General features: G+C 39.3%; 27 protein-coding genes. 22 read left to right on the top strand and 5 right to left on the bottom strand.

Annotation, left to right across the window (positions count from 1 at the left end):
* The first annotated feature begins 4 nt into the window (after nt 1-4).
* The 4 genes from ACH8JV_RS18110 (at nt 5) to ACH8JV_RS18095 (ending at nt 3419) form a co-directional block, all read left to right on the top strand.
* Entirely contained in the window at nt 5-292 is a 288-nt protein-coding gene (locus ACH8JV_RS18110) for a hypothetical protein (RefSeq protein WP_263613420.1), read from the top strand.
* A 208-nt stretch (nt 293-500) separates the two neighbouring features.
* Nucleotides 501-953, top strand: a complete 453-nt coding sequence (soxR, locus tag ACH8JV_RS18105) for a redox-sensitive transcriptional activator SoxR (protein WP_263613421.1) — start codon at nt 501-503, stop codon at nt 951-953.
* Nucleotides 954-1113: 160 nt separating this feature from the next.
* A complete protein-coding gene (locus ACH8JV_RS18100; protein ID WP_396463557.1) occupies nt 1114-1548 on the top strand; it encodes an I78 family peptidase inhibitor in 435 nt (144 codons plus the stop codon).
* Nucleotides 1549-2039: 491 nt separating this feature from the next.
* A complete protein-coding gene (locus ACH8JV_RS18095) occupies nt 2040-3419 on the top strand; it encodes an L-serine ammonia-lyase (RefSeq protein ID WP_396522925.1) in 1380 nt (459 codons plus the stop codon).
* Nucleotides 3420-3461: 42 nt separating this feature from the next.
* Here ACH8JV_RS18095 and paaZ read toward each other — a convergent pair whose 3' ends face one another.
* On the bottom strand, nt 3462-5564 hold the full coding sequence (gene paaZ, locus ACH8JV_RS18090; protein ID WP_396522923.1) for a phenylacetic acid degradation bifunctional protein PaaZ: 2103 nt from the start codon (nt 5562-5564) through the stop codon (nt 3462-3464).
* 265 nt (nt 5565-5829) lie between these two features.
* Between paaZ and paaA the strand changes: the two genes are divergently transcribed.
* The 13 genes from paaA (at nt 5830) to ACH8JV_RS18025 (ending at nt 17198) form a co-directional block, all read left to right on the top strand.
* Nucleotides 5830-6768, top strand: coding sequence for a 1,2-phenylacetyl-CoA epoxidase subunit PaaA (paaA, locus tag ACH8JV_RS18085; RefSeq protein ID WP_000431128.1), 939 nt, complete (start codon nt 5830-5832; stop codon nt 6766-6768).
* A gap of 32 nt (nt 6769-6800) precedes the next feature.
* Complete coding sequence (gene paaB / locus ACH8JV_RS18080) at nt 6801-7091, top strand: 1,2-phenylacetyl-CoA epoxidase subunit PaaB (RefSeq protein ID WP_000389648.1); 291 nt, start codon at nt 6801-6803, stop codon at nt 7089-7091.
* Between the two features lie 12 nt (nt 7092-7103).
* Complete coding sequence (gene paaC / locus ACH8JV_RS18075; protein ID WP_396522921.1) at nt 7104-7859, top strand: 1,2-phenylacetyl-CoA epoxidase subunit PaaC; 756 nt, start codon at nt 7104-7106, stop codon at nt 7857-7859.
* Nucleotides 7860-7875: 16 nt separating this feature from the next.
* Entirely contained in the window at nt 7876-8376 is a 501-nt protein-coding gene (gene paaD, locus ACH8JV_RS18070; RefSeq protein WP_001177938.1) for a 1,2-phenylacetyl-CoA epoxidase subunit PaaD, read from the top strand.
* A 23-nt stretch (nt 8377-8399) separates the two neighbouring features.
* A complete protein-coding gene (paaE, locus tag ACH8JV_RS18065) occupies nt 8400-9461 on the top strand; it encodes a 1,2-phenylacetyl-CoA epoxidase subunit PaaE (protein WP_000077460.1) in 1062 nt (353 codons plus the stop codon).
* 8 nt (nt 9462-9469) lie between these two features.
* On the top strand, nt 9470-10243 hold the full coding sequence (locus ACH8JV_RS18060; protein WP_001156944.1) for an enoyl-CoA hydratase-related protein: 774 nt from the start codon (nt 9470-9472) through the stop codon (nt 10241-10243).
* A complete protein-coding gene (gene paaG / locus ACH8JV_RS18055) occupies nt 10243-11034 on the top strand; it encodes a 2-(1,2-epoxy-1,2-dihydrophenyl)acetyl-CoA isomerase PaaG (RefSeq protein ID WP_000386291.1) in 792 nt (263 codons plus the stop codon). Before ACH8JV_RS18060 ends, paaG begins: the two co-directional genes overlap by 1 nt.
* 2 nt (nt 11035-11036) lie before the next feature.
* On the top strand, nt 11037-12575 hold the full coding sequence (locus ACH8JV_RS18050) for a 3-hydroxyacyl-CoA dehydrogenase (RefSeq protein WP_396522918.1): 1539 nt from the start codon (nt 11037-11039) through the stop codon (nt 12573-12575).
* Between the two features lie 12 nt (nt 12576-12587).
* Nucleotides 12588-13796, top strand: a complete 1209-nt coding sequence (gene pcaF / locus ACH8JV_RS18045; protein ID WP_272383773.1) for a 3-oxoadipyl-CoA thiolase — start codon at nt 12588-12590, stop codon at nt 13794-13796.
* A gap of 40 nt (nt 13797-13836) precedes the next feature.
* A complete protein-coding gene (gene paaK / locus ACH8JV_RS18040) occupies nt 13837-15126 on the top strand; it encodes a phenylacetate--CoA ligase PaaK (RefSeq protein WP_000377865.1) in 1290 nt (429 codons plus the stop codon).
* A gap of 53 nt (nt 15127-15179) precedes the next feature.
* Nucleotides 15180-16145 carry a phenylacetic acid degradation operon negative regulatory protein PaaX gene (gene paaX, locus ACH8JV_RS18035; protein ID WP_000062822.1) on the top strand — a complete coding sequence of 322 codons (966 nt, stop codon included), beginning with the start codon at nt 15180-15182 and terminating at the stop codon, nt 16143-16145.
* Nucleotides 16132-16737: a DapH/DapD/GlmU-related protein gene (locus ACH8JV_RS18030; protein WP_272383771.1), complete on the top strand. Its 606-nt coding sequence runs from the start codon at nt 16132-16134 to the stop codon at nt 16735-16737. The genes paaX and ACH8JV_RS18030 overlap by 14 nt, the downstream gene beginning before the upstream one ends.
* Nucleotides 16738-16814: 77 nt before the next feature.
* Entirely contained in the window at nt 16815-17198 is a 384-nt protein-coding gene (locus ACH8JV_RS18025; protein WP_272383768.1) for a PaaI family thioesterase, read from the top strand.
* 25 nt (nt 17199-17223) lie between these two features.
* On the opposite strand, the gene ACH8JV_RS18020 is transcribed toward ACH8JV_RS18025, so the two are convergent.
* Nucleotides 17224-17859 (bottom strand): TetR/AcrR family transcriptional regulator, encoded by a 636-nt coding sequence (locus ACH8JV_RS18020; RefSeq protein ID WP_396522916.1) that lies wholly within the window; start codon nt 17857-17859, stop codon nt 17224-17226.
* Nucleotides 17860-18137: 278 nt separating this feature from the next.
* Here ACH8JV_RS18020 and ACH8JV_RS18015 point away from each other — a divergent pair, with 278 nt between their 5' ends.
* The gene (locus ACH8JV_RS18015) at nt 18138-19031 is read left to right on the top strand and encodes an NAD(P)/FAD-dependent oxidoreductase (protein ID WP_396522915.1); all 894 of its coding nucleotides are present in this window, start codon (nt 18138-18140) and stop codon (nt 19029-19031) included.
* 196 nt (nt 19032-19227) lie between these two features.
* On the opposite strand, the gene ACH8JV_RS18010 is transcribed toward ACH8JV_RS18015, so the two are convergent.
* The 3 genes from ACH8JV_RS18010 to ACH8JV_RS18000 are packed head-to-tail and all read right to left on the bottom strand — an operon-like array spanning nt 19228 to nt 20545.
* A complete protein-coding gene (locus tag ACH8JV_RS18010; protein WP_396522913.1) occupies nt 19228-19662 on the bottom strand; it encodes a hypothetical protein in 435 nt (144 codons plus the stop codon).
* Complete coding sequence (locus ACH8JV_RS18005; protein WP_396522911.1) at nt 19659-19862, bottom strand: hypothetical protein; 204 nt, start codon at nt 19860-19862, stop codon at nt 19659-19661. The genes ACH8JV_RS18010 and ACH8JV_RS18005 overlap by 4 nt, the downstream gene beginning before the upstream one ends.
* Complete coding sequence (locus ACH8JV_RS18000; protein WP_396522910.1) at nt 19850-20545, bottom strand: hypothetical protein; 696 nt, start codon at nt 20543-20545, stop codon at nt 19850-19852. Before ACH8JV_RS18000 ends, ACH8JV_RS18005 begins: the two co-directional genes overlap by 13 nt.
* A 74-nt stretch (nt 20546-20619) precedes the next feature.
* Between ACH8JV_RS18000 and ACH8JV_RS17995 the strand changes: the two genes are divergently transcribed.
* The 4 genes from ACH8JV_RS17995 to ACH8JV_RS17980 form a co-directional block, all read left to right on the top strand.
* Nucleotides 20620-20994, top strand: coding sequence for a hypothetical protein (locus ACH8JV_RS17995; RefSeq protein WP_396522908.1), 375 nt, complete (start codon nt 20620-20622; stop codon nt 20992-20994).
* Nucleotides 20987-22288: a glycoside hydrolase family 19 protein gene (locus ACH8JV_RS17990; RefSeq protein ID WP_396522906.1), complete on the top strand. Its 1302-nt coding sequence runs from the start codon at nt 20987-20989 to the stop codon at nt 22286-22288. Before ACH8JV_RS17995 ends, ACH8JV_RS17990 begins: the two co-directional genes overlap by 8 nt.
* A gap of 17 nt (nt 22289-22305) precedes the next feature.
* Entirely contained in the window at nt 22306-22842 is a 537-nt protein-coding gene (locus ACH8JV_RS17985) for a hypothetical protein (RefSeq protein ID WP_396522905.1), read from the top strand.
* A 126-nt stretch (nt 22843-22968) separates the two neighbouring features.
* Nucleotides 22969-23384 (top strand): hypothetical protein (locus ACH8JV_RS17980; protein ID WP_396522901.1); only part of this gene is annotated, 416 nt, incomplete at its 3' end.

Raw genomic sequence — 23384 nt, 5'->3', positions numbered from 1 at the left:
AGATATGGACGATTGGCAATGTAAGTATTGTAATGGTTACATTATGGTTAATCATTCAAAGATAGAGGTAGGGGAAAAAGTTTACTTTTTGGTATATAAATTCGACGCAAAAAATGAAAGAAAAAAACTATATAAAAAAGGAACAGTGATCGCGCGCTGCGATAATATTTTACATATCGAATCAAGAAAGAAGACATATAAAATAGAAGAGGCTAAAGTCTATCCACTCGGTGCGCCCATGCCGTTTGTTTACAATATGTTTTGGATTTGTGGCTGTGAAACTAGACCCTAGTATTTTGTTTATGAAATCTGAAATGCAGTATTAATTTAAGTAATTTGATTATTTTTTATACATTTTGTCGGATCATATTTTTAATTCTTCTCATTGTTTAAAATTTCTATAAATAGTCTGAGCTGTTGAATTGTTAAATTTAGCTCTTTATTTGACAAAGTTTCAGCATCCTTTTATAAAACCTCAACTAAAGTTATGGTTAATAGAAATGACTGAAACGAATCAAAGCCGTTTGTTGACTGTAGGTGAAGTTGCAAAACGTAGTGGTGTTGCAGTTTCAACGCTTCATTTTTATGAATCTAAAGGTTTGATTAAAAGTATAAGAACCAATGGTAACCAACGTCGTTTTACTTTAGTTGTGCTGCGTTATATTGCAATCATTAAAATTGCACAAAAGGTTGGTATTCCATTAGAGGAAATTAAACAAGCTTTAAGCAAGTATCCAATGGGATCTAAATTAACTGCGCAGCAATGGAAAGAGTTATCTCTCGACTGGCGGAAAAATTTGGATGATCGTATTCAAAAGCTTACGCGGCTGCGAGATGAGATGGATTGGTGTATTGGCTGTGGATGCTTGTCATTAGAACAATGTCCTTTAAGAAACCCAGATGATGTATTGGGACAAGAAGGCGTTGGAGCACGTATCTTAGAAAGATCGTAGCTCATACATCTGTTGCTTGATCTTGTTCATCATAATTTACCGCTTGGAATAATTCATTATTTTGTAAGTTACTCTCTATGAAGGTTTTTTATTGTAAACAACGCATATAAAACATGAGTTTTTTTGATATCTTTAGCTTTTTTAGTAAGAAGTAAAATTTATGAAAAAAACTATCTTTCTTGGATTAGCGCTTGTTTCATTAACGGCTTGCTCAGCAGTACAACATAAAGAGTCAACTCCACCAAAAATTGGTTCACCAAATCCAGCAAGCAAATATTGTGTTGAGCAAGGTGGAAAATTAGAAATTAGAAATGAAGCAAATGGTCAGGTTGGTTACTGTCATTTGCCAAATGGTCAAGTGGTCGAAGAGTGGAAATTATTCCGCGATAACCAAGCTAACTGTGTAGCTGAAGAAGCTCAAAAATTAGTTGGTCAGTCTGGCTTAACTGATGACCAAATCAAACAAAAAACCAAGTCAGAAATTGTACGTAGAGTCGCTCCAGGTCAGCCAATGACAATGGATTATCGTACAAACCGTGTCACTGTTACCATTGATCCAGCAACTAAAAAAATTACCAACGCGAACTGTGGTTAATTTTTTTAATTAAAAATTGATTTAAGACCGAACAAGAAAGCCTGTCAGGAGATGGGCTTTTATTATTTTTCAGCTACTCAAAAAAAAGCCCCTAGCGGACTAGAGGCAGAAAAACTTCAGATGCAAGAACAGGTGAATTATGCATCTGAGTTAAGTAGGTTGTATCAAACCATGTAAAGCACTTTACCAGTAAAAATGAGTAAAAATAGGGGCGTGCGACTAATGGCTAATATATGCTGTTTGTTATTTATACAAATCGATGCATTAAATTAATTTAAGAATCATTTTAAACATCGACTAAAAAATAGAAGTCTTAAAATTTATGACTATGGACTCATGAGCTTAGGGCCATTGTTCAACCGTTGTCTTTTTGTGCGACTACCCAAGAGTTATTCGTGATTTGTGCTTGGCTTAATGATAATTTTAGAGTTATCCGAAAGGACACAATAATGACGAACATACGAATAATAATGAATCTAAGGTAGGACCCAGTGTTTATTAGTGTATTTGATCTTTTTAAAATTGGCATCGGTCCATCTAGCTCCCATACAGTTGGACCAATGCGAGCGGCATACAGTTTTGTGGATGATTTATTGAAGCAAAACGATTTACAAGCAACGGTTAAAGTTCAGGTGAATTTATATGGTTCGCTGTCGGCAACCGGTGTTGGTCATGCGACAGATAAGGCTGTTCTGTTAGGTTTAATGGGTTTTGATCCTGAACATATTGATACCCAAGTAAGTACAAGCTTGATTGAAGATGTTCTTGAAAATAAAGCCATCCAGCTTAATCAGCAAAAGACTATTTCTTTTGACTATAAGCATGATGTGCTTTTTTTAGATGAATCTTTGCCTTATCACCCCAATGCAATGGAACTGATTGCGTATAACGAGGCTCAAGAAATTTTATATGCAGAAACTTACTATTCGGTTGGTGGCGGTTTTATTGTTAGCCAAAGGCAATTAGCAACAACTCAAACTGAAACTAACGACGTTAAGGTTCCATATCCGTTTCACAGTGCGGCTGAACTTTTAAGCTTATGTAGAACTCATCATTTATCAGTGAGTGAGTTAATGCTTGAAAATGAAAAAAGCTGGCGTAGTGAAGCTGAGATTCGTAGCAAGATTATGGAAATCTGGAAAGTGATGCAGCAATGTATTCACAACGGATTAATTAATGAAGGCATATTACCGGGCGGATTAAACGTAAAACGTCGGGCTAAAAAAATTCACGATAAGTTATTAAATAAGAAAAACTCAAACCTGATTGTGACGACTTTTCATGCGATGGAATGGGTCAATTTATTTGCCTTAGCGGTAAATGAAGAAAATGCTGCTGGCGGTCGAGTAGTGACGGCACCTACAAATGGGGCCGCAGGAATTATTCCGGCAGTTTTATATTACTACGTGACTTTCTCTAAAGACTTTTCCGAAGATAAAGTGGTTCGTTTCTTTTTATGTGCGGCAGCCGTTGGCATTTTATGTAAACTCAATGCTTCTATTTCTGGTGCAGAAGTAGGGTGTCAGGGTGAAGTCGGTTCGGCATGTGCAATGGCTTCGGCGGGTTTAGCCGAGATTTTAGGAGCATCGCCTGAACAGGTGGAACATGCGGCTGAAATTGGGCTTGAACATAATTTAGGTTTAACGTGTGACCCGATTGGTGGTTTGGTTCAGGTGCCTTGTATTGAACGAAATGCAATTGCAGCCGTAAAAGCCATTAATGCAGCCCAAATGGCACTTCATGATGACGATGAACACTTTGTCACACTAGATAAAGTCATTCAGACTATGAAGGAAACAGGTAAAGATATGTCTGAGAAATATAAAGAGACTTCAAAAGGTGGTCTCGCTGTTAACGCCATTGAGTGTTAAAAAATGAGATGGGGACGAGGTGACCCCATCTCATTTTAAACATTAAGCCTCGCGAGCAACTAAAGTTAAAATGTCGTAAGTTGCGACAAGTTCACCGCGTTGGTTTTTGACTTTAATATCCCATACCACAACACCATGCGCAGGCTGAGAAGGGTCTTTTTGTGGTTTAGGTGTTTTTTGTTTACAGGTGAGTTCAACCTGAATCGAGTCACCAATTTTAACCGGTTCAACAAAGCGTAAGTTGTCCATACCATAATTGGCAATCACAGGGCCTTGTGCTGCATCGACAAATAGACCTGCTGCGGCAGATACAATGAAATAGCCGTGTGCAACGCGCTCACCAAAGAAAGACTCGGCTGCTGCGATTTTGTCAGTATGCGCATAGAAATAGTCACCGCTTAAACAAGCAAAATTGACAATATCTGCTTCGGTGACTGTACGGCGTGCTGTTAATAGGCGTTCACCAATCATTAACTCATCAAAAGACTTTTTAAATGGATGTACACGGTCCTCATTAACTTTTGAGCCAGCAGTCCATGAGTGAGTAATTTGCGTCAGGCTATTTGGAGAGCCTTGAATTGCAGTGCGCTGCATATAATGTTTAACGGCACGAATACCACCTAACTCTTCACCGCCACCTGCACGGCCAGGGCCGCCGTGTACTAAATGTGGAAGTGGTGAACCATGTCCTGTACTTTCTTTTGCTGACTCTGCATCAAGTACATGCACACGACCATGCCAAGGCGCAATTTTTTGAATAATCTGTTCAATATTTTCATCGTTATTTTTAACGACAGAAGCCACTAGGCTACCTTCACCACGTGAAACAAGGTCAGCTAGTTCTTCAATGTTTTGATATGGCATGAGTGTACATACCGGACCGAAAGCTTCCGTGGTATGAACATTCGTTGCTTGCAAAGGTTGTTCGCACACCAATAAAGTTGGAGCGAAAAAAGCACCTTTTTCAGGATGGTCTGCATTAAATGTAAAACTATCGTTGCCACCAAAAACAATTTTTGCATCTTTGCTGAGTTCGGCAACTTTTTCTGCAACGTCATGTTTTTGTTTAATGCTCGCTAAAGCCCCCATGGTGGTTTCTTCTTTTTGAGGGTCGCCCACCACAACTTTAGCAAGTTTGGCAGTCAGCTTCTCTTGTACAGTCGCTAACAAGTTTTCAGGAACAAATGCACGACGAATTGCAGTACATTTTTGGCCTGCTTTGGTGGTCATTTCACGGAAGACTTCACGCACAAATAAATCGACAGTTTCTTCATTTGCCTCAGGGCTTAAAATTGCACTGTTTACCGAGTCGGCTTCCATACTAAATGGAATCGAATATTTATTGAGGTGAGGGTGGTTACGTAGTTTTTGGCCTGTGTAGGCAGAACCTGTAAAAGTCACGCAGTCTTGTGGGCCTAACTGTTCTAACAGGTCATAAGTCTGACCGCAAATGAGTTGTAGTGAGCCTTTTGGTAAGACATGTGTTTCCTCAATGGCTTTTACAACTGCTTGAGTTAGTTGAGCACCATCGGTTGCAGGTTTTACAATACATGGCACACCTGCAAGTAGCGTCGGTGCAATTTTTTCAAGCATTCCCCAAATTGGGAAGTTAAATGCGTTGATGTGAACGGCAACACCTGCTTTTGGGCTTAAAATGTGTTTAGCGCCGAAAGTTCCATTTTTAGATAATTGAATCCAGTTGTCTTCGGTAATAATTTTTTCGTCATTGAGTTCACGGCGAACCAGACTTGAATAAGCAAATAACGTCTGGATGCCACCTTCAATATCAATCCAAGCATCTTTACGAGTTGCACCTGTTGCATAAGCAAGTTTGTAGAACTCTTCTTTGCGCTCAAGTAAATATTGGGCAATTTGTTTTAATGCATTGGCACGTTGGTGAAACGTCCAGTTAGCCAGTTCTGAACCATTCTGTTTGGCATATTGAACAACACGTTTCATATCTATGCCATGACTACTTACGGCATAAATCGCTTCACCTGTAATGGCATGATAAACGGTACGTAATTCTTCGTCAGACGAATGCCATGTTCCATAGACATAAGAAGCAAGATGAGGCAGTTGATGCTCAGACTGCTGAAAATCTGTGTCAGTTGAGGTTCCTTCTAGGTGTGCTTGTTCAAGCATGACCAAACTCCTTTTTTATTTGATACATCAATTATAAAAATTGCAAAAATATGATTCATAATTTCAGATTAATTTGTCTAAAAGTCAACTTTATTTTGATTCTTAAACGTAAAAAGATTTTTTGTTTTTAATTAATATTTATTAATTTCAAATATTTAATTCTTGTTTGTTGGTTGGATTTAATTTGATACTAAAAAAGTGATTGACTTTGTTTTTAGTGTATCGAAAAATAGATTCAAGGGTGATGCCTACAGGGAATGAAAGAATGGAAAACAATTACCAGAAATTTGAACAAAATATTGCCAATGAAATTACGATCGAGGCTAAGGATCAAATGCCCGATGCCTACCGCAAAACATTGATTCGTCAAATTGGGCAACATGGCCATTCTGAAATTGTAGGTATGTTGCCTGAAGGAAACTGGATTACTCGTGCGCCAACTTTAAAACGTAAAGCGGTTTTGCTCGCGAAAGTACAAGATGAAGCGGGTCATGGTTTATATCTGTATAGCGCAGCAGAAACCTTAGGTGCTGACCGTGATGACATGATGGAAAAGTTGATTAATGGGAAAATGAAATACTCATCAATCTTTAACTATCCAACTTTGACTTGGGCAGATGTCGCTGCAATTGGCTGGCTTGTCGATGGGGCAGCCATTGTGAACCAAGTTGCGCTTTGCCGTACTTCATATGGGCCATATGCACGTGCGATGGTACGTATTTGTAAAGAAGAAAGTTTCCACCAACGTCAAGGTTTTGAAGCCATGATGGCTTTGGCAAACGGTACACCGGAACAAAAACAGATGGCCCAAGATGCAGTGAACCGTTTCTGGTGGCCAGCACTCATGATGTTTGGTCCAAGTGATGAGCACTCTCCAAACAGCGCACAAAGCATGGCGTGGAAAATCAAACGCTTTAGTAACGATGAATTACGTCAAAAGTTTGTCGATAACACCGTACCTCAAGTGTTGCAACTTGGCTTGGAAGTACCAGACCCAGATTTAAAGTTCAATGAAGAAACAGGCCACTATGAGTTTGGCGAGATTGACTGGCACGAATTTAATGAAGTGATTGCCGGACGTGGACCATGTAATCACGAGCGCATCGAAGCACGCCGTAAAGCATGGGAAAACGGCAAATGGGTTCGTGATGCAGCAGTGGTCTACGCGAAAAAACAGCAGCTTGAAGCGAACAAAGTGGCTTAACAAGATTTATGGAAAAATTTGAGGAAATCAAAATGGAAGATAAAAACAACTGGTCGCTCTACGAAGTATTTGTACGTAGTAAACAAGGCTTAAGCCACCGTCACGTAGGCAGCTTAAGAGCACCTGATGATGAAATCGCACTACAACATGCTCGTGATGTTTATACGCGCCGTAATGAAGGAATTAGCATTTGGGTAGTTCGTTCAGAACTGATTAAGTCATCACAGCCAGATGAAAAAGCTGAATTTTTCGATCCTTCTTTAGACAAGGTTTATCGTCATCCGACTTTTTACCATATCCCAGATGGCATTGAGCACATGTAAGGGGAATGGCAAATGAATCATTCAGTTTTATCTAAATTCTTATTACATATTGGCGACAGCCAACTGGTTTTATCTCAGCGTTTGGCTGAATGGTGCGGGCATGCACCTGAGCTAGAAATTGATATTGCCTTAGCAAATATCGGCTTGGACTTGTTGGGTCAAGCAAGAAACTTTCTGACTTTGGCTGGTCAATATGATGAAGCTAAGCGTGATGAAGACCAACTTGCGTATTTCCGTACAGAACGTGAATTTTTAAACCTATTGTTGTGCGAACAACCCAATGGTGATTTTGCACAAACGATTGTACGCCAGTGGTTGATGGACCATTACCATCTTCATTTATTTACGGCCTTAGCGCAAAGCTCACTTCCTAAATTAAGTGCGCTTGCTGTCAAATCTTTAAAAGAAGTGAAGTATCACATTCGCTTTTCGACAAGCTGGATGGAACGTTTAAGTTTAAGCACAGATGAAGCGCATCAACGTGTACAAGACGGATTAAATAATTTATGGCGCTTTACCGCTGAATTATTTGAACTGAGTGCAGACGAGCAAGCACTAGTTGCAGAAGGTGTGATTCCAGATTTTTCAAATGAAAAAGAACAATGGAACCAAACCATTGCAGATGAGCTTAAGCGTTTTGAATTAAATGTTGCTGTGAACGGTGCTTATCGCCGTGGTGCAAAACAAGGATTACATACCGAGCATTTGGGTTATTTATTGGCTGAAATGCAATGTATTCAAAGAACTTATCCGGGAATGACCTGGTAAGACAAGGAGGTGAGCCATGCAAATGATTCGTCATTGCATCGACCAATGTTGGGATGTTCTACAAACGGTCAGTGACCCTGAAATTCCGGTTTTATCGGTTGTCGATTTAGGCATGATTCGCGGTGTAGAGATTAACGATCAACAAGAAATTATTGTTCGTCTAACGCCAACATATAGCGGTTGCCCGGCAACAGATATGCTCAAAGCACAAATTGTTGAGGCATTTACCGCAGAAGCTTTGACACCGGTCAAAGTCATGGTCGATTTATCAGAAGCATGGACCACGGACTGGATGTCTGAAGCAGGGAAAAAGAAACTGCAAGTTTATGGCATTGCACCACCTGAAGGGTTGGCGCATCAATGTGGTACTCACGTTCATTTAAATGATGGTGTTGAGTGCCCACGTTGCAAAAGCCGACATACTCGACTGTTAACAGAGTTTAGTTCCACCGCCTGTAAAGCACTTTATAAATGTCAGGACTGTCTTGAGCCTTTTGATTACTTCAAATGTATTTAAGTCTTTAGATAAGGAAATCAGCCATGAGCCAATTTGTACCATTAAAAGTAAAAAGTATTACACCGCAAACCGATCAGGCAATTTGTATTGCATTTGACGTTGTACCTGAACAACAAGAACAATTCCAATTTCAACCGGGTCAACACTTAACCATTCGCCATTTAACTGAAGCGGGTGAAATCCGCCGTTGTTATTCAATTTGTAGCTATGCGGGCAAAGAAGATATCAGTATTGCGGTTAAAAAAATTGATCAGGGTCAATTTTCAAACTGGGCAAATGACCATTTAAAAGTGGGCGATGTGCTTGAAGTCATGCCACCACAAGGTGTGTTTTTTCAAAAAGCAGCCAAGATGGGTGGACAAAACTATTTAGGCGTTGCGGCGGGCAGTGGTATCACGCCAATTTTATCAATTATTAAACAAGTTTTATTTGAACAACCTGAAGCTAACTTTACCTTGCTCTATGGCAATCGCTCATGGAAACAAACCATGTTTGCCGAGCAAATTATGGATTTGAAAGATCAGTTTAAAGAGCGCTTTCAACTCATCAATATTTTTTCTCGTGAGTTCAACGATAGTGAACTCATGAACGGTCGTATTGATGCAGAAAAGCTAAAACAGCTTTTTGATTTTGAAGTGCTTGAAACAAACTTCGACCATGTTTTTGCCTGCGGCCCAGACGAAATGATGAATGCCGTAGAAAATACTTTACCGAACTTTGGTATTGCCAAAGAGCGCATTCACACCGAACGTTTCCATACGGGACAAGCGCGTAAACGTAGTGTTGAAGCGGATGCAAACCGTAAAGAAGAAAAAGTAAACATCATTTTAGATGGCCGTGAACTGATTGTTTCTGTGGCTCAAGATGATGAAAGTATTCTTGATGCGGCTTTACGTGCTGGTGCCGACTTACCGTATGCATGTAAAGGTGGGGTGTGTGCGACCTGTCGTTGTAAGGTACTTTCTGGCGAAGTCGACATGTTCCTTAACTATAGTCTTGAAGAAGATGAAGTTGAAAAGGGCTATGTGCTGAGCTGTCAGACCTTACCAAAAGGCTCAAATGTTCGCTTGAGTTTTGATGAATAGAGGCTGTCATGCAAGAGTTGATCAAAGCCAGTACAGCTGCTGACGGTGTTTTGTTATTAACCCTAAACCGTCCGGAAAAAAGAAATGCTTTAAACAATGCAACATTGCAGTGTTTGTGCGAGTTGCTCGAAGAAGCTGAACATAATGCTCAAGTCAAAGCAGTGGTTTTAACGGGTAACGCTCAGTGTTTTGCGGCTGGAGCAGATCTTAGTGAGTTGGCTGCAATGGATGCCGTGTCTTTGCAACTCGATATTCGCCCGAAGCTTTGGCAAAAAATTGATGCGTTTAGTAAGCCACTCATTAGCGCAGTCAATGGCTATGCCTTAGGCGCTGGGTTCGAGTTGGTTTTGCATTCAGATATGGTGATTTGCGGTGAAAATGCCCGATTCGCTTTACCTGAAATTACCTTAGGTATGTTGCCGGGTGCAGGCGGAACACAGCGTTTGGCTCGCTTGGTTGGACAACAACTCACCATGCGCTGGGCTATGACAGGTGAAATGATTTCGGCAAAACAAGCCGAGCAACATGGCATTTGCAGTCAAGTGGTGCCGACTGAATTAACCGTTGAATATGCGGTTCAGCTTGCAGCCAAAATTGCCAAACAAGCGCCGTTAGCGATTCGCGTAATTAAACAATCAATTAAAAGTATTCATGAAACAACGTTAAGTCAGGGACTCAAGTTTGAACGTCAAAACTTTGTCTGGCTGGCGGCTACAAAAGATCGAAACGAAGGGATTAATGCTTTCTTTGAGAAAAGAAAGCCAGTGTTTAGAGGTGAGTGATGGACTATCAAAATATTATTGCTGAAGAAAAAAATGGTGTTGGCTATCTGACATTTAACCGCCCAAAAGCACTGAATAGCTTTAACGTTGATATGCACCGTGAAGTGGCTGAGGTTTTAAACTTGTGGACTAAAAATCCAGATGTTCGCTGTGTTGTGATTAGTGGCGAAGGCCGTGGCTTTTGTGCAGGGCAAGACTTAGGTGACCGTGTAGTAGACCCAAATGCTGAAGCTCCAGATTTAGGATATTCCATTGAAACTTACTATAACCCGCTCATTAAAACGATTGTAAATATGCCAAAGCCTGTGATTTGCGCGGTAAATGGTGTAGCAGCAGGTGCAGGGGCAAATATTGCACTGGCGTGTGACTTGGTGATAGCAGCTAAATCGGCAAACTTTGTACAAGCCTTTTGCCGTTTAGGTTTGGTTCCAGACTCGGCTGGTACATGGTTTTTACCACGTGCTGTAGGTCATGCACGTGCTATGGGATTGGCTTTGTTAGGTGATAAGCTCCCAGCAGAAACCGCAAAAGAATGGGGCATGATTTGGGATGTTGTTGAAGACGCCGAGCTTAAAACAAAAGTCACTGAACTCGCTGAACGTTTAGCGAAACAGCCTACATTTGGTCTATCTCTCATTAAAAAAGCCATTCATCAATCAAGCAATAACACCTTTGATGAGCAAATGCTTTTAGAGCGTGACTTACAACGTATTGCGGGCCGTTCCGAAGACTACCGTGAAGGTGTGCAAGCCTTTATGAATAAACGTGAACCAAATTTTAAAGGGCGTTAAGCATGACAGATTTAGACTTATCTCGTGCCCGAATTGCCGTTATTGGTTCTGGCACCATGGGCATCGGCATTGCCCAGTTAGCCATCGTTAATGGGCACTCGACCGTTTTATATGATCTGGACGCTCAAAAAGCGCAACAAGCCGTTCACGGCTTAGGGCAGACATTTAAAAAGCTGGTTGAAAAGAGCAAGCTCACAGAGCAGCAAGCGGATGAAGCTTTAGCGCGTTTAACGGTGGTCAATCAAATTGAAGCTTTAAGTGAGGCTGACTTAGTCATTGAAGCAGTGGTTGAGAAAAAAGAAGTTAAACAGTCTTTATTTAAGCAACTCGCTGAGATTTGTAGTGCGCAAACCATTTTTGCAAGCAATACATCTTCAATTTCAGTGACTGCCATTTCGGCGGGCATTGCTCACCCTGAGCGCGTAGTAGGTTTACACTTTTTTAACCCTGCGCCAGTCATGAAATTGGTCGAAATTGTACAAGGCTTAAAAACACCAAACAGCTTATGTTTGGCTCTAAAAAATTTGATGTTGAATTGGAAAAAAATTCCAGTACTCACCAAGTCGACTCCCGGTTTTATTGTTAACCGAATTGCACGGCCGTTTTATGCAGAAGGCTTTAGAGCGCTGCAAGAACAAGTCACCAGCTATGACCAGCTAGACTATGCCTTAAAGCAATGTGGTGGTTTTGCGATGGGACCATGTGAACTTACCGACCTCATTGGGCAAGATGTTAACTTTTCGGTGACCCAAAGCGTTTACCAAGAGTTTTTTTACGAGCCACGCTACCGTCCAAGCCTCATTCAAAAAGAATTAGTCGATGCGGGTGCTTGGGGCCGTAAGTCAAAACAAGGTTTTTATCGCTATAACGAAAAAAATCAGTACGAGACATTTCAGCCTCAAGCTGTGGTTGCCAAGCCAATTGATGCCCATATTCAGCTAAAAGGGACTTGGTCTCAAATACCTGCTTTTTTAACGCGTTTAGGTTTAAAAGGCGGATCTGCGAGTGATGACAATATCCTTCAAATTGATGATATCGACTTGCGTTTAAGCCAAGGTGAGTCAGCCAATATTCATTACTTAAGCCGTAAAGTAGTTTTAATGGATTGGCACCATGATTTTGAGCAGGCAGAGGCTTTAGTACTGAGTTATAACCAACTTTGTGGAGCAAGCGATCTGGCTAAAGTTGAGGCTTACTTTGCACAGTTTGGTATGAGTGTGATGTGGATTAAAGACCATCCGGCACTGTTAACCTTACGCACCATCGCTTTACTCATTAATGAAGCCTGTGAAGCAAGTTTACATGGAGTTGCGAGTCTGGAAGATATTGATAATGCCATGAAATATGGAGTGAATTATCCTAAAGGCCCTTACCAGTGGTTGACACAAATGGGTGGGGCTTATGTGCTCCAAACCTTAAATAACTTATATGCACTGTATGGAGAGGAAAAATATCGCGCGAGTATCTACCTCAAGCAATATGTAGCGAAAACTCAAAACATTGCTACTCAATATTCACGTGATATGACCGAATTTGCATAATCAGGAGTCAACATGGAAGACGTTTTAATTTGCGATTTTATTCGTACCCCAATTGGACGATATGCAGGTGCCCTAAGTGCTGTACGTGCAGATGATTTAGCTGCATTGCCCATCAAATATTTAAAAGATAAACACCCGAACTTACCGTGGAATACGGTAGACGAAGTGTTTTTGGGATGTGCCAACCAAGCAGGTGAAGACAACCGTAACGTTGCACGTATGGCAACACTGTTAGCAGGCTTACCTGATACAGTTCCTGCCATGACCGTCAATCGTTTGTGTGCATCGGGTTTAGATGCGGTGGGACTTGCAGCACGCTCAATTAAAGCAGGTGAAGCACAGTTCGTGTTGGCAGGTGGTGTTGAGTCGATGAGCCGTGCGCCATTTGTACAAGCTAAACCAACCGAAGCGTTTAGCCGAACCCCTGAAATTTATGACACCACTATTGGCTGGCGCTTTGTAAATAAGCAACTTAAAGCGCAATACGGCACCGACAGCATGCCTGAAACTGCTGAAAATGTAGCTGAAAAATATCAGATTAGTCGTGAAGACCAAGATGCTTTTGCATTACGTAGCCAGCAAAAAACTGCCGCTGCCCAACAAAACGGTTTCTTTAACGACGAGATTTTGCCTGTCGAGATTACAGACCGTAAGAAAAACGTAGTTGTGGTGAACCGTGATGAACATCCGCGTGAAACAACATTTGAAGCACTCGCTAAACTAAAAGCACCATTTAAAAAAGAAGGCGGTTCGGTGACTGCCGGAAATGCCTCTGGTGTAAATGACGGTGCCGCGTGTGTGTTAATTACCAACCGTGAATTTGCAGATACACATGGTTTAAAACCTCTAGCACGCGTGATAGGCATTGCAAGTGCAGGGGTTGAACCCAAATATATGGGTATAGGTCCTGTTCCGGCTGTACAGAAAATTTTAAAGCAAACAGGTTTAACGCTAGATCAGATGGATGTGATTGAGCTGAATGAAGCATTCGCAGCCCAATCTTTGGCTTGTATGCGTGAACTTGGTTTAAAAGATGACGATGAACGCGTTAACCCAAATGGTGGTGCGATTGCGTTAGGACATCCGTTAGGCATGAGCGGTACACGTTTGGTGATTACGGCAACACGTGAGCTAAAAAAACGCGGTGGACGCTATGCACTTTGCACGATGTGTGTAGGTGTTGGACAAGGCGTCGCACTGATTTTGGAAAACTTAAATTAATTCAGACGGTTTTTAAAATTACATAATGAGGAGAGAGGCGATGGACAGCCTTACAACGGATAATGTTGAACAATTAACACTTGCAGAGCTTCGAGAGCTGCAAACTAAACGGTTAAAACAAACCCTGACTTTTGTATATGAAAATAGTCCAGTCTATAAGAAAAAGTTCGATGAAGCAGGTGTGCATCCTGATGACTTCGTGACTTTAGATGATCTGGCGAAGTTTCCATTTACCACCAAACAGGATTTAAGAGACAACTATCCGTTTGGGATGTTTGCCGTACCACAAGAACAGATTGTGCGTTTACATGCATCATCGGGCACAACGGGTAAACCGACAGTAGTGGGCTATACCCAAAAAGATATTAATACTTGGTCGGACATTGTTGCACGTTGCTTACGCATGGCAGGTTTAACTGCGAAAGATATGGTTCAGGTTGCTTATGGCTATGGGCTATTTACAGGTGGTCTAGGCGCACATTATGGTGCCGAGCGCTTAGGTGCAACGGTTATTCCAATGTCTGGCGGTCAAACTGAAAAGCAAGTTCAGCTTATTCAAGACTTTAAACCGACTGCAATTATGGTTACGCCATCGTATTGCGTGAGTATTATTGAAAAGCTGGAGCAACAATTTGGTACTGCACGTAATACGTCTTTAAAAGTCGGTATTTTTGGTGCCGAGCCGTGGACCAACGAACTGCGCCGTGAAATTGAAGAACGTCTTAATATTAAAGCGCTCGATATTTATGGTTTGTCTGAGGTAATGGGGCCGGGCGTTGCGATGCAATGTCTAGGTGAGGGCGAGGGATTAACTATTTGGGAAGATCATTTCTACCCAGAAATTATTAACCCTGAAACAGGTGAAGTCTGTAAAGATGGCGAACTTGGCGAGTTAGTCTTTACCACCATTACCAAAGAAGGTTTACCGATTATTCGTTACCGTACTCGTGATTTGACCCGCTTACTACCGGGTGAAAATCTGGCAATGCGCAAAATGGATAAAATTGTGGGTCGTAGTGACGACATGCTGATTATTCGCGGCGTGAACGTTTTCCCGACCCAAATTGAAGAGCAAATTTTGCAAGTTCCACATTTAGTTCCAAATTATGAAATTTTGGTGACTAAAAAAGGCCATATGGATACTTTGCATATTCGTACAGAGATGTGTCATAACTGTACTATACAGGCCAATCAACTTGCTCAGGAGTTGATGAAACGTATTAAAACCATGATTGGGATTAGCGTTACTGTAGAAGTTGTGACAGAAGCGACCTTACCTCGTTCGGAAGGCAAGGCAAAACGGGTAATCGATATGCGTCAGATTGCTTAACATCAAGATCATTCAGGGTATAGAATCTATACCCTGAAACTAAACGCCAAGACATGAGTATGAGTGCAAAAATACAGCAAATAATTGATTCTGTTGTAAAGAATGAAACCTTAAGTGGAACTTCGCTTATTTCGACAATTTTTGGAGATTCAGTACTTCATCGGGGTGGAAACATTAGTCTTGCAAGCCTGATTCAGTTATTAGAGCTGTTCGGTTTTAATGACCGTGCTGTAAGAACCTCTGTTTTTCGTTTAGTTAAAAATGATTGGTTATGTTCAGACAAAATCGGCAGAACCAGTTTTTATCGAATTACCGATTCAAGCCGTTCGACTTATTTGCAGGCCGAGCAACGCATTTACAACGACCAGATGAAAGAGTGGGACCATTATTGGGATCTTATTCTGATGTCTAGCCTCGATACTGAAAATAAAGCGTTGTTAAAGAAAGAACTCGAATGGTTAGGATTTGCCAATATTTCGACAAACTTAATGGCTTATCCGGGTTGTAACCGTATTGAACTGCAACGCTTGTTGGTTGACTTAAATATGAGTGAGCAGGTGGTGGTGTTTAAAGCCGAAACATTGCAGCTCTTTAATAATTCGGTCGATACCATTGGTCGTATGCTCAGAACCAACTGGCCCATCGATGAGTTACGCCAAAGATATCTACAGTTTCTCGATATTTTTAGAGAAATTGGCGTGTTGCTGATGCAGGAAAACGAACAACTCGAACCAGTTCAGGCCTTTCAAATTCGAACTTTGCTGATTCATTATTATCGAAGAATTTTGTTGAAAGACCCTGCATTACCGCTTGAGTTGTTGCCAACTGACTGGCCTGCGATTAGTGCACGAACTTTATCAATGAATATTTATAAAAAAGTATTTGAACCTGCCGATGAATACTTCTTGTCTGTTGCCGCAACAGCAGAAGGACCAATGCCAAATGCCACAGCACATTATTGGCGCCGTTTCGGAGGTTTGGTGGCGACAAATGAGAGGTTAAATCATGCCTTGTTATAGTATTGACGGTGTTATTCCGGTGGTTAGCCCAGAGGCTTTTGTACACCCAACCGCTGTTTTAATTGGTGATGTGATTATTGAAGCGGGTGTATATGTGGGGCCATTTGCTTCACTGCGTGCCGATTTTGGTCGTATTCATATTAAGCAAAATGCCAATATACAAGATAGCTGCACCGTGCATGGCTTTCCGCAAAGCGTGACTTTAGTTGAGGAAATGGGACACATTGGGCATGGCACAACTTTACATGGTTGCCGCATTGGAAAAAATGTTTTGGTTGGCATGAACAGCGTGATTTTGGACTATGCTGAAATTGGTGAAAACACCATTATTGGTGCAAATAGCTTGGTCAAAACCAAAGATATAATTCCGGCAAATGTACTGGCAATGGGTAGCCCTGCCAAGGTTGCACGTGATTTGTCAGATCAAGAAAAAAAGTGGAAAACCCGCGGTACGCAAGAATACATTGAGCTTGCACAGCGCTGCTTAAACTCAATGCAAGAAGTTCAGCCTTTAAGCTCAGAGTTGGACGACCGTCTGACCTATAAGGACTTTCGTTCTTCAAACTATCAGATTAAACAAGATAGTGTTTAACGGCTTTTAATCAGTCGATTTCAATACACATGAGTTCATAAAACTTAAGGAATACTCGCACGAGTAGGGAGACTTTTGTGCAAAAAATGGAAACTACTGCGGTTGATCAATTCGCAGAGCTTTTGGGTGTACAAGTGCTGCATCGCAGTTTTGATAAAGCGCGTTGCAAGCTTAATGTGAAAGACGAACACATGAATGCATTGGGCGGCGTGCATGGTGGTGTCATATTTTCTTTAGCCGATATTGCTTTTGCGATGGCTTGTAATGCAGGGGATGCGCCATATACGGGTCTACAGGCTGATATTCGCTATATGAGTGGTGCTAAAGATAAGGTGTTATTTGCAACGGCAACCAAGGTCGGCAGTAGTAAAAAATTCGCGCATTATGAAGTAGTGATAACAGATGGTTTGAATAATAAAGTCGCTTTGTTTACATCTACCTGTTACAGACTTGCGCCGTAAGATAAAGCAAAGCCTATTAACTCGTCTAGTTGCTAACACCATGAGCAGCGAGGAACATTTCAACAGCCGATCGACAATAGGATTTGATTTCATTATCGTCCATTGCTTTCGCTTCATCAAAACGCGCAATCATTAATAAATCAGATCCTTTAAAAAGCGCGGCAAACATTCGCGCAGATTGATGAGGATTAGGCACATTCAGAAGCTCTTTGGTATGCAACTGACATAGCATGGCCTCGATTTGGGCGATGACATGAGTAGGGCCTGCATTGTAATGAAGCTTGCTTAATGATTTTTGATTTGTTTTGTCGGCTACGATCATAGCTTCGACACTACGAACGTCTGGACTTAATAATGTACGCAGTAAAGATGAACCGGCTGCCATAAGCTGTTCTTCGGCCGAGCCTTGGATTCCTTCAAAAAGATTTTGTGGTGCAAACTGTTGGCATCGGGCCAATATTGCTGCACTGAAAAGGGCTTCCTTGTTCTCAAAGTGCCGATAGATACTAAGCTTCGATATCTTTGCTTTTTGGGCAACTTTGTCCAATGTTGCTGCTTGAAAACCCAATTCGACAAAAAGTTCAAATGCCGTATCAACTATCGTTTTAGCTAATTCTTGATTTACTGGCCGACCGCGTTGACTTCTCTTTTTTTCGCTCACAATAATTATAGTCCTTGACAGTATCTTAATTGCTGAATTACGATACCATAAAGTATCCTAAATGTGCAATCGATTGATAAGGTCTTAGCGAGATCCTTCAGAATTAGATCTCTTCGTGTATATCTAACGCAATGTCGTTCGGTTGGTTAGCACAGTGATGGGTGACTTTCTCTGCAATGCAGAAGTGTATTCATTGCCTGTTATAACTAAATATCTGAGTAAGGTATTGAACATCAGGCATAACCTAACTTCTTGATTTAAATTAGGAACCTATCACTATGGATGACGTCATCATTATAGGCGGCAGCTTTGCTGGTCTTGCTGCTGCACTGCAACTCGGCCGTGCCCGTCGTAAGGTTACTGTTCTTGATACGGGCCTGCCGCGCAATCGTTTCACTGGTCATTCTCATGGTTTGCTTGGACATGACCATAAGCCACCGCTAGAAATCTTAGCTGAAGCACGTCGACAGTTAGAACGCTATCCAACGATTAAGCTAGTCAATGCTCGGGCTGAAAGCATCTCAGGTTCTATCGATAACTTCTCGGTCCTTACGAGCGATGGTAAAACTATGGGCGCACGTCGTCTTATCTTAAGCTATGGTGTGGTCGACCAGATGCCTGATATTTCTGGTTTTGCTGAAAATTGGGGCGCATCCATCGTGCCTTGTCCTTACTGTGACGGTTTTGAAGTTGCTGAACAACATTGGGGACTCATTTGGTCTGGTCCAAAGTCCCATAATTATGTACGTCTATATCATGATTGGACGAGTACATTAACGGTCTTCACCAATGGTCACGAGATTTCTGCTGATATTCTGGCAGATCTCGAACGCCGTAATGTAAATGTGGTAGAAGGCCAGATTACCGAAATTGTCCACAACGAAGGGCGTGGTGCAACGGTATGCTTCGATAACCACCAAAATGTCATGGTTGATATTCTATTCGCACATCCAGACACTAAGCCATCCGCAGGCTTACACGAACCATTAGGTCTTGCAACGGTCGATACACCTTTCGGTATAGCGATTAAGGTTGATGAGCGTCGTGAAACCAGTATGCCTGGTATCTATGCTGCTGGTGATCTCGCTAATCCACTCATGTCTTCAGTTACCGCAGCATCATCGCAGGGTGCAATCGCAGGTATCTCTGCTCAGCAGTCGATGTTGGTTTGAGAGCATATATTCTTTTCTTCAGTTATATGATCGTCAGTCTTTGGTTAAAGGTATTCCTAAGCAAGAGTTCGCCATGATTGATGACTAAGTTTGAGTCGAAAAAAAATAAAGAGGTTTCTACCTCTTTATTTAGCTATTAGTCGTTATTTCTGTCTAAAACTACTCACTTTTATAAATAATGAGTTGTGAAGGGGTTTTATTTTTCAGGGTCTAGATAAACAACACCTAAATTAACTTTTTTATAAGGTCTGAATTCACCTTCATCAGCTTTTATTCTTTTATATTTCTCCTCAGAATAGTCTATATCTTTTACCTTAAACCCATCAAAACTAATATAAATTAAAGCAGCTATGTTAGAGTATTCCTGCATGTCTGGTTTAAAAAAGTAATATTTTTTTGCGATTGGCTTTAATGTAAAGCTACCATCTTTATTTGAAACAAGCTCGGGAGCATCATTTGGAGTTAAACCATTAAATCCAATAAAGCCCTTTTGTTGTCTTAGAGGTTCTTTCGTAGCGTTATTATAAATATAGCCTGTCACCTCCGGAGTAAGATAAATTTCTTTCTGCGAGCAAGCCGTAAGAGTTACCGTCATATAAAAAAAGAGTAGCAGTGTTATTATTTTTTTCATTGTTTTGAGATTCCTGAAATAAATAAAAGCCCAGTTACATCTTTTTTATTTGTAACCATATTTTTATCCCAATTTGGAATTGCTGTTAAATTACCTTTAGCATATTTCATCAAATCTATTTCTCCTGATGTAGGGGAGCTTGTCCCAGATTTTGGAACTTGCCAAATCTTTGATGAACTATGGTGTGTTATTGAATCCATGATCCTTCCAAGGGAAGTTTTTCAAATCTTTCTGCTGGAAGTAATATGCCTTTACTTGTTCTTCTATCATGAAAATAAAAGTCGGTATGATGAGAAATAAGGTCATCAAATTTAAGTTGTTTTTGCCAAATGTACTTTATGAGGCAGACATGATAGCTAAAAAAATCTTCAAATTTACTAAAATCATTTGAAGAACGTAAATAGCCTCCAATTTTATTCCAAAAATTTTGATCAGGATTCATGTTTGCCATCAATGCGACAAGGTTCATTGAATCAACTTCTTGGATCTTTATATGTTGAAACTCGATATTGATTTCTAAAATCGCATCTTTGGTAGTTTTGCCATTTTGATTAAACTCTTTTGCAATTAATAAGATGGTTGTCATTTCTGAAAAATGGCAAACGTCTTTTAGATTACAATATCTATAGTAGGTATTTTCTAATATCTGATCTAAATTTCTTTTATGTGTTGTCTCTGTCATACATTCAATATAAAAACATTCAGCTATTAAGTAGTCGCCTGCTGAGGCAAAGAAGCCAAAAGGAATTTTTCTCAGTTTTTGATAGTTGTCATCTATTTTTAAGATAATATTTTCTTTTTCATTGCCATAATGTAATACACCTCTTCTGTCTGTTGCTAGAATGGCAAAATCATTCAGATTAAAAGCTATAGCTAAAGACATAATAATTACAAATATTTTTAATATATAATATAATTTAACAAAATATTAAGCACTTGATAAATAGAGAATTTAAAATGGGCGGAAAATTTGTAGTTAGAGCAGGGCAACATAAGTTTGAAAGTGGTGAGAAAATTGTTTCGCCTGTGAATATATTGCCTACTGCACCTAATGATTATAGTCGTAAATTTTTTATTCCTCCAAATGCTGAATCAACAGAAAGTAATATTAAAGTTGGCCAACCGACTCATATTTTGGGACTTAGAACCGATGACCATAAACCTATTTTTTCGGAAAATATAAAACCAAATAATTCAGATGAAATCGTTAAAACAAATCGCTTTTATACGGACAAATCAACTAAAGCCATCGTTGATTTGTTTGTAAACTTGCCTGTGATGAATATTCATGAAAGTGATGAAGAAGTAAGGGAGGACGATTTAAATGGCTAATTTTATAGATGTAAATGTTTTAATTCTTGACTCTAATAATAAAAAATTTAAAGGTTTTCCATTTAAGGGGAAATTTTCTAATGAAACTGTGCAAAAACAGAAGATATGTGATGAGAACGGAATTTGTAAATTAACTTTAAAAGTTGGTACGGCTTATCAAATTTCTGTTTTAAAGCCAGATGATAGTTACCAAGAAAAATTAGTCATTAACGCTATGGCAGGTTTAAACAACAGTACTCAAAAAATTGTTCTAGATGACCCAATTAACTCATATTTAGCATCTATCATTTTGACTGCCAAAGATATTAGTACTCCTCCACAAATTGTGCCTAAAGCACAAATCCAAATTAGTTATATGGGAAAAACCAGTATTCGAGATACGGATGATTCAGGTGTTCTTAAACTCAGAATATTGATTGGTGAACCACTACAATATCAACTTGTTGATCCTCTTTCTAAAAAGCCAATGAAAGGTACTCATATAGATGAGACTATCGCTAAAAAAATGAAAAACGAGGTAACAGTAGTTCAACCATCAATCAGAGTTGATGCTAGTTTAGAGCCTGATAAACCCGATACAACTACACCTAAACCGCCTGAAAGCGATATGACGATTACTATGGCACAAATGCAAAAAATGTGGACAGGTGTTAATGATGCAAAAATGAAACCAATTTTAGATGAGCTAAATGCAAATTTAAAATCATATAAATTGGATACTAGATTGAGGCAAGCTCATTTTTTGGGCCAAGTATATGGGGAGATTGGTAGTAATTTTGCATTAATAGAGAATCTAAATTATAAATCGGCGGGATTACAAGCAAAATTTGGATATTATGCTAGAAACCCTAAAGAAGCCGATACGGATGCCAAATTAACTCCTAGAAATTTTAAAATAAAGACTATTGCCAACAAAGCATATATGGATAAAAATAGACCTAAAGGTTTGGCCTTTGGCAATGTTATTGAAGGCGATGGCTATAAATTTCTTGGTCGAGGACTGAAGCAAACAACAGGTAGATATAATTATACAGTTTTCACGAAAATGTATCCTAAAATTTGGCCAAAAGATGAAAAAATAGATTTCACAGAGAAACCTCAATTATTGGAGCAACCAATATATGCAGCTAGGTCAGGTATAGTCTTCTGGTTGGATAAAAAAATATATGAAATTGCTGATCAAGGGGCTACATCAAATGTTGTTGATAATGTTACAAAAGCAATAAACCCTTATGCTCCAAATAAAATTGAAAGAAGAAGTTTTTTTAATAAAATCAAAGTTATATTGGCTTGAATTATGTAAGGTTAATAATGTTAAAACAGTTCCGAAAAAAAATCCCTCTTTTTTTGCCTCTATTGTTTTTTACCCAACATGTATTTGCTAGTGAGTGTAATGAAGAGAAAGTTACTCCTCTTAGTATTTTTAATAAACATGATTATGAAATACATAGTTATATTTGTGATAGTGAGGATGGGAAATATATAAAAAATTATTTAAGTTTAAGCAATAAAACTAATTTTATTTTTTTAAATAAAATTGAAAATGATGGTAGTCGAGACAATCCTAAGCAGTTGGCTGTTAGCATATATCACCCTAGAGGAAATAAAAAACCTTTATTGATTACATTACATGGACAATATGATTGTTGCTATCCACATCCTGAGGGAACAACATATTATATTGATATTTTTAAAATTAATGAAAATGGAAAGGTTTATAATATAAGTAATATTTTAGGACGAAATGTATCAGGTTATGATGGTCAGAATGACATTAAAGAAAAATCTTTTTTTAATTTAAAAGATATAGCATCAATTAAAAAATGGTTAGAAAAAAATTATAAATAACTAGATGCTTTAAAATATGAATTTAGCTGTTTTAAATCTGGGGGATTCCGTATTTTCTATATTTTAGAATAATGCTAAAAAATATATAGCAAAACAATTTATTGAAAAATATGGAGTATGTAAATAATGTTAAAGAAAATTATGTTCTATACTACGCTATCTTTAATAGGGTGTAATAGTTATGCAAATGAGTATAACTTAGCGAAGAATACATGTGTTAAATCAGAAATTAAAAATGATCTATTACTTATATATAAAAGTGACTGTAAAAAAGGAAAAGTTTTATTAGGTAAATTTCAAGTGCCAAATGATATTCCTAAACTTGATTATATTTTTGAGGAAGAAATAAATAATAAAAAATATATATTTCTATCAATATCATATAATGATAGCTATAGAGATGAGAGTAATAAAATAAATTATGCTGATAAGTATCATTTAAACTATGTTTATCAATGTGACAAAGAGTGTAAATTTGATAAAAAACTATCAAATTTTTTTGGAAATGGCGGGGATCTAGTTGATATATATACTGATAAAAA

Origin of the sequence: Acinetobacter sp. ABJ_C5_2, from assembly GCF_044538485.1 — a bacterium.
Classification (GTDB): domain Bacteria; phylum Pseudomonadota; class Gammaproteobacteria; order Pseudomonadales; family Moraxellaceae; genus Acinetobacter; species Acinetobacter nosocomialis_A.
Note: the sequence above shows the minus strand (reverse complement) of the source record. Positions and strands in the feature narration are given on the sequence as shown.